The following is a 14202-nucleotide window of genomic DNA, read 5'->3' as shown; positions in this document are numbered from 1 at the left end:
TCGATGTGTCGTCCTGCCCCTCGGCCGTCCCCGGACGGCCCGGCGACTGCTGCATCTCGCCTCCGATCGGGCATTGCGACGTGCGTGACGCAGCCCATAGTGTGACGCGACCGCGAAGACTACTCGGCAGTAGGAGTTGAGTGTTGGACGCACCCGCTGCCGCCACCACCAGGCACGTTCTGTTCCTCAACTGGCGGGACACCCGCAATCCGGAGGGCGGTGGCTCGGAGGTCTACGTCGAGCGGATCGCCGGCGAACTGGTCCGCCGCGGTCACCGGGCCACCCTGTTCTGCGCCACCCATCCCGCCGGTCCCGGCGAGGAGACCACCCCCGACGGCGTACGCGTGCTGCGGCGCGGCGGCCGGCACACCGTCTATCTCCGGGCGGCGCTGGCGTACCTGGCCGGAGCGCTCGGCTTCGGCCCGCTGAGCCACCGCCACGGCGGCCGACCCGACCTGATCGTCGATGTCGGCAACGGGCTGCCCTTCCTCTCCGCCCTCTACGCCCGCCGGCCGGTCATCGCGCTGGTGCACCACGTGCACCGGGAACAGTGGCCGGTGGTGCTCGGCCCGGGCCTGGCCCGGTTCGGCTGGTGGGTGGAATCCTGGCTCGCCCCCCGGGTCTACCGCCGCTGCCGGTACGTCACCGTCTCCGCCGCCACCCGCGACGAGCTGGCCACCCTCGGCATCGACCCGGCCCGGGTCGACATCGTGCACAACGGCACCCCGGACATGACCGTCGGCCCGGTGGCCCGCTCGGCGGAACCCTCCCTGGTGGTGCTCGGCCGGCTGGTCCCGCACAAGCAGGTCGAGGTGGCGCTGGCCACCCTCGCCGCGCTCGCCGACGAACTGCCCGGCCTCACCCTGACCGTGGCCGGGCAGGGCTGGTGGGAGGCGCAACTGCGGCACACCACCGCCGAGCTGGGCCTCACCGACCGGGTCCGGTTCACCGGCTTCGTCTCCGACGCCGACAAGCGGCACCTGCTCGCCTCGGCCTGGGTGGCGCTCACCCCGTCGCTCAAGGAGGGCTGGGGGCTCACCATCGTCGAGGCCGGCGCGGTCGGCACCCCGACGGTCGCCTTCCGGGGCGCGGGCGGGGTTGAGGAGTCCCTGGTCGACGGCGAGACCGGCCTGCTCGCCGAGGACGTCGACGACTTCGTGGCCAAGGTGCGGCGGCTGCTGACCGACGACGACCACCGGGCCACCATGGGCGCGGCGGCCCGCGCCCACGCCGCCCGGTTCACCTGGCCGGTCTCGGGCGAAAAATTCGCGGCCCTCGTGACGAGGGCCGCGAACGGACCGGCGGGCACGCCGGTCGGGCGGTCGGGGCCGGCGGACACACCGGCGCAACGGTCGGAGCAGAAAGAACAGTCAGGGTCGACGGTGCCGGCGGGATCACCGGCCGGACAGGTGGAACAGTCCTACCTGGTGCCGTAGACCAGCGGCTGGTTGGCACCACCGTTGCCGCCGCCGGACTCGGTGCGGGCGGCCTGCTCGGCCTTCGCCGCCTCGGCCGCCGACGTGCCGGTCAGGCTGGTGGCCAACGCCACCGTGCCGAAGGCACCCAGAGCGATCGCGGCCACCGCGACCAGAACCAACGAGAGAGCACTGCGCATGGTGCTGTATTCCTCCTCGTGAGCTGCGTGCGCGGCACGTTACCACCAAGTAGCCAACGCCGGGAGAGCCGCGCGGACGATCAACCACCGGCCCGGCAGGCAGCAGAAACAGGCGGCGACCGCCCGGTCACCGGCCGGCGGGATTCTCGTACAGGGTCAGGTCGGTCCCGACGTACACCTCGCGCAACCCGGCCAGCGCCGCCGGGTCCACCCGGCCGCCGACGGTCCGCTGCACCACCACCCACCGCACCCCGGTCGCGGCGACCGGGCCACCGGCGGCGAGTACCCGGCCCACCTCGGCGGCGCGCGGGTTCTCCCCCCGCACCGCCGTCGTCCCCACCCACAGCGTGTCGTCCACCAGCACGTCGGCGTCGACGTAGCGGGGCAGCGGGTCCAGCACCGTCCGACCGTCGTTCCACGGGTACGCCCGGTAGGCCCCGAACGGCAGCGACAGCACCTCCCCCGACCGGCCGTCCAGCCGCCGGGCCACCGCGTCCCAGTCCGCCGGGTACGCCACCGGACGCAGCCGGCCCGCCGCACCGAACGCCAGGTCGGGCAGCACCACCACGGGCAGCAGCAGCACGGCGACGAGCACCGCACCGGCCCCGCCCGGCGCACCCCGGGCGGCGACCCGGTCGGCCAACCGCTCCGCCCCCAGCGCGGCGGCCAGCGCCAGCAGCAGCGCGTACGGGACCAGGAACTTCTGCCCGTCGCGCAGCACCCCGGCCCCGGGCACCGTCGCCACCAGCCAACCCAGCCCGGCCGACCCGCCCGGCAGCGCCCCGGCCAGGGCGGCCAGGAAACCGGCCACCGCCAACCCGACGAGCCGGTCCGCCGCCCCGGCCGGCCACCGCCGGCGCAACCCCCGCAGGCCGTAGCCCGCCAGCACCAGCAGGACCACCGTCGCCAGCGGGGTCAACGGCGACGCGCGGCTCGCCGGGACGGTCTGCCCGTTCCAGATCCCACCGGTGCCGGCCAGCGCGCCGACCACCCCGCTCCAGTTCTCCGCCCGCGCCGCGAACGCGCCCACCCCCGCCGGGTCGGTCCGGGCGTCGGCCGCGCTGAACCCGGCGACCACCAGCCACGGCAGGTTCAGCAGCAGCAACGCGCCGACGGCCAGCGCGGTCGTCCGGGCGGCACCCCGTCGGGCGACCAGCACGGCGACCGTGACCAGGGCGACCAGTCCACCCGTCGGGGTGACCACGGCCGGCAACGCGACAAGCACCAACCGGCGTACCCCGCCCGGCCGGTGCACCCGGATCGCGGCGTCGACCAGCCAGGGCAGCGCCCCGTACGCCAGCAGCAGTCCCCAGTGCCCGATCAGCAGCCGCTCCGCCAGGTACGGCGTCCACGCGTACCCGACCGCGGCGACCACCCGGACCACCGGCCGCCGGGCGGGCACCAACCGACCGGCCCCGGTCGCGGCGAGCAGCAGCACCCCGGCCAGCACCAACCGTTGCAGCAGCCACCCCGGCACCGCCTGGCTGGCCAGCGACACCAGCGCGTCCAGCGGCACCGCCCGGGGCAGCGAGTCGACCGGAGCGACCAGTTCGGCCCGCCACGGCTGCCGGGGCACGAAGACCATGTCGTAGCTGAGCACGTACCCGGGCGCGGCCAGCGGGGCCAGCACCAGCGCGGTGACGGCCAGCCCGGTGGCGACGAGGATCGGCCTCTCCCGCAGGGGTTGACCTCCTCACTAGGCTGACCCGGCGATCGGCGCCGGCGTGGCGACACTGTACTTGCGCTGCTGGCGACGGGCGGAGCCGACGACCCGGGCGATCGCGGTCGGGCAGCGGAGCACCGGCGGGGCCGGCGACACGGAGCGGTGATGGGCACAGCATCGGACGGCGCGCACGACAGGCGTCCCGGGACCGGCGACGTCGCGGGCCGGGGTCCGGGCGACGGACCGAGTGGGGGTCCGGGCGACGGGCCGGGCAAGGCGGGCGGGATCGGCGTCGCCGGGGTGGCCGTCACCCTGGCCGGGGTATTCGTCAACGGGCTCGCGTACGTGGTGCCGGTCCTCGGTGCCCGGCACCTCGCACCGGCCGAGCTGAGCGCGCTGGCCACCCTGCTGGCACTCGGCGCGATCGGCGGCGTGGCCGGCACCGGCCTGCAGATCGCGGTGGCCGTGCACCGGGCCCGGCACGGTCGGGCCGGCACCGCCCGCCCCACCCTGCTGACCGTGACGGTGACCGCCGCGCTGCTGGCCGTGACGTTGCCGGTCGCCGCCGTCGGGCTGCGGCTGACCGGCCCGGCGGTGCTGCTGCTCGGGGTGCTGACCGTGGCCGTGGTGGCCGCCGGCCGGTGGCTCGGTGAACTCCAGGGCGACCAGCGTTTCCTGCGGCTGGCCGGCGGGATGGCGTTGCTCGCCGCCGGCCGGTACGGCGGCATGATCGCCGGGCTGGCGCTCGGTGGCGGGTTGACCGGCGCGCTGCTGGCCGGGGCGGTCACCTCCGTGCTGGTGCTGGCGCTGCTGGTCCGGCTCAACCGGGGGGCCGGCCTCGACCCGGTCGCCCCGACCCTGGCCACCCGGACGGTGCTCACCGCCAGCGGGGCGACCCTGGCGATGCTCGTCGTGTCGTACGCCGACCTGCTGCTGGCCCGCCGGTTCCTGCCCCCGGACGCCTCCGGCACGTACGCGGTCGGCACGGTGCTCACCAAGGGCGCGTTGTGGGCCCCCCAGGTGGTGACGGTGATCGCGCTGCCCCGGCTGGCCCGGGGTGACCGGGGCACCCTGCGGGCCGCGCTGCTGCTGGTCGGGGCGGCCGGCGCGGCGCTGGTGCTCGCCGCGACGCTGGCCGGCGGCCTGGCCTTCGGGTTGGCCGGCGGCCCGGAGTACACCCGCCACGGCGGTCTCGCCCCGCTGTTCGCCGCCACCGGGGCGCTGTACGCGCTGGTCTTCGTGCTGATCAACGCGCGGGTCGCGGCGGCCGCGCGATGGCCCTCGGCACCACTGTGGATCTCCACGGCGGGTTTCCTGGCCGCGACCGCCACGGTGGTGCCGCACACCGTCGCCGGTATCGCCGGTGCCGCCCTGGCCACGGCGGCGGTCACCGCCCTCGTCACCGGCGTGCTGACGATCCGCCGCAACCCGGACGCACCGGCCACGCCCACCCGGCCGACGGCTACCGCCCCCGCCGTCGATCGTGACACCCTACGGGCCGGTGACCGGTAGACAGGGGTTTCTGGTGGCGGTGGTCGACGTGGGCCGGGGCGGTGCCCGCTGGCTGCTCGCCGTATGGCTGGTGGGGCTGCTCGCCGTCGTACCCCCCGCGACGCCGCACCCGCCCCGGCCCGACGGCGGGACGGCCGCCGCCCGGCTGACCGCCGCCTTCGACGACTACGGCGACGCCTCCGGCCGGTGGAACGGCGCCGACCGGACGGCCTCGGTACGGCTGCCCGACGGCCGGCTGCTCTGGCTGTTCTCCGACACGTTCCTCGGCCCGGTGCACCCCGGCGGCTCCCGCCCCCGCACCGCACCGTTCGTGCACAACTCGGCAGTCGTGCAGGAGGGCGACCGGCTCACCGCCACGCTGCACGGCGGCACCGCCGACGACCCACGCGACCTGATCCCCGCGACGACGCCCGGCGAGTTCAGCTGGATCGGCGACGCCACCGTCTCCGGCGACACCCTCCAGGTGCTGGTCCACCGCTACCGGCGTACCGGTGCCAGCCCGCTGGACCACGCCCTGCTCGGCACCGCCCTGGCCACCTTCGCGCTGCCCGCGCTCACCCCCACCGGGGTCCGCCCGCTGCCCCTGGCTCCCCGGGTCTCCTGGGGCTCCGAGCTGCTGCGCGACGGCGACCACACCTACGTGTACGGCACCGAGGCGGCCGGTGAGGCGAAGTTCGCCCACCTGGCCCGGGTGGCCGGCGACGACCTGACCGGCCGGTGGGAGTTCTGGACCGGCGACGGCTGGTCCCCCGACGACCGCGCCTCGGCCCGGCTGCTCAGCGGCGTCGGCACCGCCTACGGCGTGCAGCGGGTCGACGGCCGGTACGTGCTGGTCACCCAGGAGAACAACCTGGTGTTCAGCGGTGACCTGGTGGCCTACTCGGCCGACGCCCCGACCGGCCCGTTCACCGGTCCCGACTACCTGCACCGGGCTCCCGAGACGGCGGCCGGCCACCTGGTCTACGACGTCGACCTGCATCCCGAGCTGGCCCGTCCCGGCCGGCTGCTGTTCTCCTACAACGTCAACGACGTCGACGACGCGGTCACCTACGCCGACGCGGGCCTCTACCGGCCGCGTTTCGTCGAGGTGCCGTGGCCCCGCCGCCGCCCCGACCCGGCCGAGCTGCCCCCGCCACCGGCGGCGGTGACCGCCCGTGCGGGCGGCGCCGGCACCGCCGAGCTGGACTGGCCGCCGGTACGGGCCGACGACGAACTGCGCTACCAGGTGCACCGGCGGGACGTCACCGCCGGCCAGACCCACTTCGTCCGGATCGGCGAACCCGTCGACGAGCCCCGCTCCAGAGCCGACTTCCTGGTCAACGGGCACGACTACGAGTTCCGGGTGAGCGCCGTGGGCCGGCGCGGCGAGGGCCCGCCCTCACCGCCCGGCCGGGTCACCGCCACGGTGCCGCCCCCACCACCTCCGGGCGGCCTGCGGGCGGTGCCGGGCCGGGCCGGTGACGTCGCGCTGAGCTGGCAACCGGTGCCCTTCGTCCAGCTCTACCGGGTGTACCGGCACGACCTGGACACCGGGGAACGCGGCACGGTCGGCACCTTCACCGGCACCACCGCCAGCGTCGCGTTCCTGCGGCACGCGCACCGTTACGAGTTCACCGTGGTCGCGGTCGGCGGCGGCGGGGACAGCCCGCCGTCGGCCCCGGTCGGGGTCACCGCGCTGGTCACCCCACCCGCGCCGCCGTCGGGTCTGGTCGCCACCGGGCTGCCCGACGGCACCGTCCGGCTGGCCTGGCGCACCCTCGGGCCGGGCATCTCCTACCGGGTGTACCGGCGCGACCTGACCACCGGCAGCCGGGCGTACGGCCCACCCGCCGTGGAGTCCACCGCCGGGCACCTCGCCCGGTACCTGGAACACGGCCACGGGTACGAGTTCACGGTCAGCGCGGTGAACGGCGGCGGCGAGGGGGCCCGGTCCACGCCGGTCCGGGCCCACGCCCGGTTCACCGCACCCGGCGACGCCCCACGGGAACTGCGCGCCGAGGCCGGTGTCGGCAGCGTCGAACTGACCTGGCGCTCGTCGACGCCGGACGGCTGGCACCGGGTCCACCGGCGCGACGTCACCGCCGGGGAACGCGACTTCACCACCGAGGAGATCCCCACCCGGGGCACCCGGGCCGTCGTGGCAGGGCTGCGCAACGGGCATGAGTACGAGTTCACGGTGGCCGCGACGAACCAGGCCGGCCCGGGCCCGCGCAGCACGCCGGTCCGGGCCACCCCGCGGTTACCCACCCCCACCGGGCTCGTCGTGACCGCCGTCGGTGCCGGTGAGGCCCGACTGACCTGGCGACCGGCCGGGCCGGGGCTCGCCTACCGGGTGCAGTGGCGCGACGTCACCGCCGGGGAACGGTGGCGGGCCGACCCGTACCCGGTGCGGGACACCCGGCACACGGCGGTGCTGCTGACCCGGGGGCACGACTACCAGTTCCGGGTGGCCGTGACCGACGGACGCGACGACGGCCCACCGACCCCGGCGGTCGGCGTCCGTATCCACTGACCGCCGTCGGTCGCTGTGCCGCCGACCACAGCCGCCGGGCGGCCATCCGGACACCGTGCCACGAACGCCCATACACCGCGTGACCGGCCGCGACACGCGACGGCGAGGATGGCCGGACGCACGCTGTCGGCTGGCCGTCCGGTTGGCTACCGTAGGTGTCCCTGGGGGCCCGCAACCCCCCACGTGGTACGTCCGATCGAGGTGGCTGTGACCCTGTACGGCGACAAACCGGTCTCCGACGACCGCCCCACGGTGCAGGTCACCGCGGTGAGCTGGCCGTCCGAGGACGAACCCCCACCGGCCGGTGGGGCCGCAGGTCCCGGTGCCGGGCCGGGGCCGTGGTGGCGGCGCGGTCGGGTGCTGCTCGCCGGCGGGGTGACCGCCGCGGTGCTGGCCGGGGTGGTCGGCGCGGGTGCCTGGGCGTACGCCGGGGACGTGCCGCGCGGCACCAGCGTGCTCGGCACCGAGCTGGGGGGCCGCAGCCGGGCCGACGCGGCCAAAGAGCTGCGTGCCGAGTTGGAGAAGCGGGCCGCGACACTCGACGCCCCGCTGACCGTGGTGGTGGGCGAGAACCGGGCGGAGATCAAGCCCGCCGACGTCGGCCTGGCAGTGGACGTGGACGCCACCGTCGCCGCCGCCACCGACGCGCAGGCGCACCCGGTGGACCGGCTGTTCGGTTCCCGGTCGGTCGATCCGGTGGTGACTGTCGACGCCGCCAAGCTGGACGCGGCGTTGCGGCAGATCCTCGGCAAGCAGGGTCGGGACATGACCCTGCCGGCGATCATCTTCACCGGCACCACGCCGAAGCCGGTCTACCCGAAGCCGAGCCTGAGCCTGGACCCGGAGCAGTCCGCCCGGGTGGTCCGCGCGGGTTGGCTGGCCGGACAGCCGGTGACGGTGCCGGTGGTGGAGAAGAACCCGGTGACCACCCGGGAGGAGGTGGACCGGATGATCGCCGAGCTGGCGAAGCCGGCCGTCGCCGCACCGGTGACGATCACCTCCAGCAAGGGGTCGGTGAGCGTCCCGCCCACGGCGATCGCCCGCGCGTTGCGCTTCTCGGCCGACGACGAGGGGAAGCTGACGCCGAAGGTCGACGTGAAGCGGCTCCGGTCGGCGCTGGGTAGCAAGCTGGCCGCGATCGAGTCGACACCCAAGGACGCCGGGCTGACCATCTCGGGCGGTAAGCCGAAGGTGGTGCCGGGCCGGGCCGGCCAGCAGCTCGACTCGGCGGCGCTGAGCCGGGACCTGCTGGCGGTGCTGCCGAAGCCGGACGGCCGGACGGTCACCGGGCAGCTCACGGATGCCGAGCCGGAGCTGACCGAGGCGAAGCTCGCCGAGCTGGGCATCAAGGAGCGGGTCTCCACCTTCTCCACGAAGTTTCCCGGAGGGCTCTCCTCGCCGCGCAGCCAGAACATCATCCAGGCGGCGAAGGACGTGGACGGCACCATCGTCAAGCCCGGGGAGACCTTCTCGCTCAACGGGCACACCGGCGAGCGTGGCTACGCCCAGGGCTACAAGGACGCCCCGGTGATCCTCGGCGGCAAGCTGGTTCCCGGGGTGGGTGGCGGCGTCTCCCAGTTCACCACCACGCTCTTCAACGCCAGTTACTACGCCGGCTTGGAGGACGTCGAGCACAAGCCGCACTCGTTCTACTTCAGCCGCTACCCGGCGGTGATCGAGTCGACGATCTTCTGGCCGGACCTGGACTTCAAGTTCCGCAACAACACGCCGTACGGGGTCCTGATCGACACCGCGTACACCTCGAACACGATCACCGTGTCGATGTGGAGCACCAAGATCTACGACAGCGTGAAGACCGAGTACGGCCCGCGCCGCAACATCACCTCGCCGAGGACGGTCTACCTGGAGCCCGGCCCGAGCTGCATCGCCGCCGCCGGCAGCACCGGTTTCACCCAGGACGCCTTCCGTGTGATCAAGAAGGACGGCAAGGTCGTCAAGCGGGAGAAGTTCACCTGGACGTACGACCCCGAGCCCAACTTCGTCTGCGGCCCCAAGCCCTGACCCACGCCCCTGCCCGAGCGGGTCGGGGACACCGACCCCGGACACGACCGAGCCCCGTCGGCTGATCAGCCGACGGGGCTCGCTGTCTCCCGGGTACGCGGTGACTACCGGACATCCGGGTTTTTACCGGACTTCCGGGCCGGCGCGGGCACTCCGGTGCCTCCCGGCACATCGAGTCGCTTGCGGTGGTGGGTGGCGGTGCCACCCGGCCGCGACCCGCCGACGAGGCCAGGTCAGGGGCGGGCTTCGGCGAGGCCCTGCCGGACGCCCTCGGCGTCCCGGTCGGTGCCGTACACGGGGGTGTCGGGCTGCTGCCGCCAGCTCTCGTCGAGGGTGCCCGCGTCGACCGGGTCGAACCCGAGGGCGTCGACGAGCTGCATCACGACCTGCTTGGCGTCGGCGTCGTCCCCGGCCACCGGCAGCGCGATCCGGTCACCGGCGTCGGCCGGCCTGCCGTGGTCCATCAGGTGCGCCGCCTGGATGTTGTTGAAGGTCTTCACGACCCGGGCGCCCTTGATGTGGTCGGCGGTCCACCGGCTGGAGCTGAGGCTACGGTCGAGTAGCTCGGCGATGTCGCCGTCGCGCTGCGGGTAGTAGTTGTTGGCGTCGACCACGATCTTGCCGTCGAACGGCTGCACCGGCAGCGCGGGCACCGCGAACAGCGGGATGGCCACCACGACCAGCTCGGCGTCCTGGACGGCCTGCTCCACGGTGCCGGCGGTCGCGCCGCTCTCCTGGGCCAGCTCGGTGAGGCTCTCCGGGCCCCGCGAGTTGGCGACTGTCACGTCGTGCCCGAGGGCGCTCAGCCGCCGCGTGAGGGTGCCGCCGATGTGCCCCGAACCAATGATTCCGATCTTCATGGCCACTCCTGCCTCCGCCGGTCCCGACGGTCAGTTCCGGTCGTACGGTCAGCAGGTACCCCGACAGGTCCGCTCCGATTGCGGACGAGGCGTGCACCACGTCACGTCGTCACCGACCCGGGCGCGGGGCCCCGGGAGTCAGGTCCCGCATCGACGGTACGAGGTCACCGGCGTCGTCCGGGCCGATTCACCGAACGTCGCCCACGAGTCTCCGGTACAGGGCGGGCGGGCCGGTCCAGGGGCTTGCCTCAACGTAGCCGGGGCGCCCGTGCAGCCGGGGCGCCCGTGCAATGCACGGAGCTGGCCGGTGCAGCCGTGATCCGCCGGGCTGGGCTGCGCCGGGCCGGGCCGGCGTGGAGCCGAGACGCCGTCGATTACCCCGACTTCGGGGATGTAGGGGTGTTCCGTGCCCGGATCACCGCTTCTCCCGCCCACCAGCCCCGACCTTCGGAGGCCTCTGGTGGGCCGTGGGGTCGGGCGAACACCCCCCGGGGGGGGTGTGTTCTGGGTGGTGACGGGGACCGGGTTCCGGGAAGAAACGGTGTGGAATGCAGTTGAGGCCAACCCCGATGGGGTTGGCCTCAACTGAAAGGTTGTCCGGCGGTGTCCTACTCTCCCACACCCTCCCGAGTGCAGTACCATCGGCGCTGGAGGGCTTAGCTTCCGGGTTCGGAATGTTGCCGGGCGTTTCCCCTCCGCCATGACCGCCGTAACACTATGAACATATCAAACAACACACACACCCAGGCTCACACCGGGGGGTTGTTCGATGTTTGTTCAGAGTTACACAGTGGACGCGTAGCAGCCTTGTTATCAAGTCCTCGGCCTATTAGTACCGGTCAACTCAACCCGTTACCGAGCTTACATTTCCGGCCTATCAACCCAGTCGTCTAGCTGGGGGCCTTACCCCCACAAAGTGGGGTGGGATACCTCATCTTGAAGCAGGCTTCCCGCTTAGATGCTTTCAGCGGTTATCCCTTCCGAACGTAGCTAACCAGCCGTGCCCCTGGCGGGACAACTGGCACACCAGAGGTTCGTCCGTCCCGGTCCTCTCGTACTAGGGACAGCCCTTCTCAAGTATCCTACGCGCACGGCGGATAGGGACCGAACTGTCTCACGACGTTCTAAACCCAGCTCGCGTACCGCTTTAATGGGCGAACAGCCCAACCCTTGGGACCTGCTACAGCCCCAGGATGCGACGAGCCGACATCGAGGTGCCAAACCATCCCGTCGATATGGACTCTTGGGGAAGATCAGCCTGTTATCCCCGGGGTACCTTTTATCCGTTGAGCGACACCGCTTCCACACGCAAGTGCCGGATCACTAGTCCCGACTTTCGTCCCTGCTCGACCTGTCAGTCTCACAGTCAAGCTCCCTTGTGCACTTGCACTCAACACCTGATTGCCAACCAGGCTGAGGGAACCTTTGGGCGCCTCCGTTACCCTTTAGGAGGCAACCGCCCCAGTTAAACTACCCACCAGACACTGTCCCTGAACCGGATAACGGTCCGAAGTTAGATACCCAAATCAACCAGAGTGGTATTTCAAGATTGCCTCCACCCATACTGGCGTACAGGTTTCACCGGCTCCCACCTATCCTACACAAGTCCATTCAGATACCAATGTCAAGCTATAGTAAAGGTCCCGGGGTCTTTCCGTCCTGCCGCGCGTAACGAGCATCTTTACTCGTACTGCAATTTCGCCGGGCCTGTGGTTGAGACAGTGGGGAAGTCGTTACGCCATTCGTGCAGGTCGGAACTTACCCGACAAGGAATTTCGCTACCTTAGGATGGTTATAGTTACCACCGCCGTTTACTGGCGCTTAAGTTCTCCGCTTCGCCCCGAAGAGCTAACAGGTCCCCTTAACGTTCCAGCACCGGGCAGGCGTCAGTCCATATACATCGAATTACTTCTTCGCATGGACCTGTGTTTTTAGTAAACAGTCGCTTCCCCCTGCTCTCTGCGGCCATACAACGCTCCACCCGCACGGGGCTTCACGTCTCCGGCCCCCCTTCTCCCTAAGTTACGGGGGCAATTTGCCGAGTTCCTTAACCACAGTTCGCCCGATCGCCTCGGTATTCTCTACCTGACCACCTGTGTCGGTTTGGGGTACGGGCCGCTCGAAACTCGCTAGAGGCTTTTCTCGGCAGCATAGGATCACTGACTTCACCTGAATCGGCTCGGCATCACGTCTCAGCCCTGTGTACCGCGGATTTGCCTACGGCACGGCCTACACGCTTACCCCGGCACAACCACCGGCCGGGATCAGCTACCTTCCTGCGTCACCCCATCGCTTGACTACTACCCGCCAGGTTCCCACGCTCCCCAACATCCGTCCGAAGACATCAGCCAGCTCGGGTGGTTAGCACAACGAGGTTCATCACGGGCGCTCCTTCGCGGGTACGGGAATATCAACCCGTTGTCCATCGACTACGCCTCTCGGCCTCGCCTTAGGTCCCGACTCACCCAGGGCGGATTAGCCTGGCCCTGGAACCCTTGGTCATCCGGCGGAAGGGTTTCTCACCCTTCTTTCGCTACTCATGCCTGCATTCTCACTCGTGCCGCGTCCACAACTAGGTCACCCCGCTGCTTCACCCCCGGCACGACGCTCCCCTACCCATCCACACACCTGCACGCACCATCAAGGGCACGCGAAGTTAAAATGTGAATGCCACAGCTTCGGCGGTGTGCTTGAGCCCCGCTACATTGTCGGCGCGGAACCACTTGACCAGTGAGCTATTACGCACTCTTTAAAGGGTGGCTGCTTCTAAGCCAACCTCCTGGTTGTCTATGCGACCCCACATCCTTTTCCACTTAGCACACGCTTAGGGGCCTTAGCTGGTGATCTGGGCTGTTTCCCTCTCGACTACGAAGCTTATCCCCCGCAGTCTCACTGCCGCGCTCTCACTTACCGGCATTCGGAGTTTGGCTGATTTCGGTAAGCTTGTAGGCCCCCTAGACCATCCAGTGCTCTACCTCCGGCAAGAAACACACGACGCTGCACCTAAATGCATTTCGGGGAGAACCAGCTATCACGGAGTTTGATTGGCCTTTCACCCCTAACCACAGATCATCCCCCAACTTTTCAACGTTGGTGGGTTCGGCCCTCCACGCGGTCTTACCCGCGCTTCAGCCTGCCCATGGCTAGATCACTCCGCTTCGGGTCTAGAACATGCGACTCAAACGCCCTCTTCAGACTCGCTTTCGCTACGGCTCCCCCACACGGGTTAACCTCGCCACATGCCACTAACTCGCAGGCTCATTCTTCAAAAGGCACGCCGTCACCCCGCAAGGCTCCGACGGATTGTAGGCGAACGGTTTCAGGTACTATTTCACTCCCCTCCCGGGGTACTTTTCACCATTCCCTCACGGTACTCGTCCGCTATCGGTCACCAGGAAGTATTTAGGCTTACCAGGTGGTCCTGGCAGATTCACGGCAGATTACAGGAGTCCGCCGCTACTCGGGAACACCCACAGAAGATCAGCAACTTTCACCTACCGGACTCTCACCGACTACGGTTGGCTTTTCCACACCATTCGGCTAGCCACTGACTTTATAACTCCTCGAGTGCATGTCAGTACACTCAGCAGGGTCCCACAACCCCGACCACGCAACCCCTGACAGGTATCACACGCAACCGGTTTAGCCTCAATCCGCTTTCGCTCGCCACTACTCACGGAATCACTATTTGTTTTCTCTTCCTACGGGTACTGAGATGTTTCACTTCCCCGCGTTCCCCCCACACACCCTATGTGTTCAGGTGTGGGTGACACCACATGACTGGTGCCAGGTTTCCCCATTCGGACACCCTGGGATCACAGCTCGGTTGACAGCTCCCCCAGGCCTATCGCGGCCTCCCACGTCCTTCATCGGCTCCTGGTGCCAAGGCATCCACCGTTCGCCCTTGACAACTTGACCACAAAGATGCTCGCGTCCACTGTGTAATTCTCAACAAACAACCAACCCACAACCCCACAGCCCCACACCAGCAACCCCACCCCACCCACAGGCAGAACAG

At 70.4% G+C, this 14202-nt stretch carries 6 protein-coding genes, 2 rRNA genes and 1 pseudogene; 4 read left to right on the top strand and 5 right to left on the bottom strand.

Annotated features, from left to right (window positions below):
• Positions 1-143: 143 nt before the first annotated feature.
• Positions 144-1289, top strand: a pseudogene (locus ACN260_RS00275) (glycosyltransferase family 4 protein); the annotation flags it as partial.
• A gap of 131 nt (positions 1290-1420) precedes the next feature.
• Here the strand turns inward: ACN260_RS00275 and ACN260_RS00270 are convergent.
• Positions 1421-1615 carry a hypothetical protein gene (locus ACN260_RS00270; RefSeq protein WP_145922205.1) on the bottom strand — a complete coding sequence of 65 codons (195 nt, stop codon included), beginning with the start codon at positions 1613-1615 and terminating at the stop codon, positions 1421-1423.
• A gap of 127 nt (positions 1616-1742) precedes the next feature.
• Positions 1743-3245, bottom strand: coding sequence for a hypothetical protein (locus ACN260_RS00265; protein ID WP_422754232.1), 1503 nt, complete (start codon positions 3243-3245; stop codon positions 1743-1745).
• Positions 3246-3443: 198 nt separating this feature from the next.
• Between ACN260_RS00265 and ACN260_RS00260 the strand changes: the two genes are divergently transcribed.
• The 3 genes from ACN260_RS00260 (at position 3444) to ACN260_RS00250 (ending at position 9324) form a co-directional block, all read left to right on the top strand.
• Positions 3444-4790: a polysaccharide biosynthesis protein gene (locus ACN260_RS00260; RefSeq protein WP_422754231.1), complete on the top strand. Its 1347-nt coding sequence runs from the start codon at positions 3444-3446 to the stop codon at positions 4788-4790.
• Positions 4780-7302 (top strand): DUF5005 domain-containing protein, encoded by a 2523-nt coding sequence (locus tag ACN260_RS00255; RefSeq protein WP_422754230.1) that lies wholly within the window; start codon positions 4780-4782, stop codon positions 7300-7302. Before ACN260_RS00260 ends, ACN260_RS00255 begins: the two co-directional genes overlap by 11 nt.
• 201 nt (positions 7303-7503) lie before the next feature.
• Positions 7504-9324 (top strand): VanW family protein, encoded by a 1821-nt coding sequence (locus tag ACN260_RS00250; protein WP_422754229.1) that lies wholly within the window; start codon positions 7504-7506, stop codon positions 9322-9324.
• 233 nt (positions 9325-9557) lie between these two features.
• Here the strand turns inward: ACN260_RS00250 and ACN260_RS00245 are convergent, their stop codons facing one another.
• The 3 genes from ACN260_RS00245 to ACN260_RS00235 form a co-directional block, all read right to left on the bottom strand.
• Complete coding sequence (locus tag ACN260_RS00245; RefSeq protein WP_422754228.1) at positions 9558-10184, bottom strand: NADPH-dependent F420 reductase; 627 nt, start codon at positions 10182-10184, stop codon at positions 9558-9560.
• A 595-nt stretch (positions 10185-10779) separates the two neighbouring features.
• Positions 10780-10896 (bottom strand): 5S ribosomal RNA (gene rrf, locus ACN260_RS00240).
• A gap of 97 nt (positions 10897-10993) precedes the next feature.
• Positions 10994-14102: ribosomal RNA gene (locus ACN260_RS00235) — 23S ribosomal RNA — on the bottom strand.
• Positions 14103-14202 lie beyond the last annotated feature (100 nt).

The sequence above is a fragment of the Micromonospora sp. WMMD708 genome (genome assembly GCF_049315245.1).
In the GTDB taxonomy this organism is placed as follows: Bacteria; Actinomycetota; Actinomycetes; order Mycobacteriales; family Micromonosporaceae; genus Micromonospora; species Micromonospora wenchangensis.
The sequence above is the reverse complement of the archived record's forward strand: the minus strand, read 5'-3'. Positions and strand labels throughout refer to the sequence as shown.

What these genes read in the sequence shown, in the direction of transcription:
- ACN260_RS00270 (WP_145922205.1), bottom strand. Translation starts at nt 1,615, where the DNA reads ATGCGCAGTGCTCTCTCGTTGGTTCTGGTCGCGGTGGCCGCGATCGCT.
- ACN260_RS00260 (WP_422754231.1), top strand. Translation starts at nt 3,444, where the DNA reads ATGGGCACAGCATCGGACGGCGCGCACGACAGGCGTCCCGGGACCGGC.
- ACN260_RS00245 (WP_422754228.1), bottom strand. Translation starts at nt 10,184, where the DNA reads ATGAAGATCGGAATCATTGGTTCGGGGCACATCGGCGGCACCCTCACG.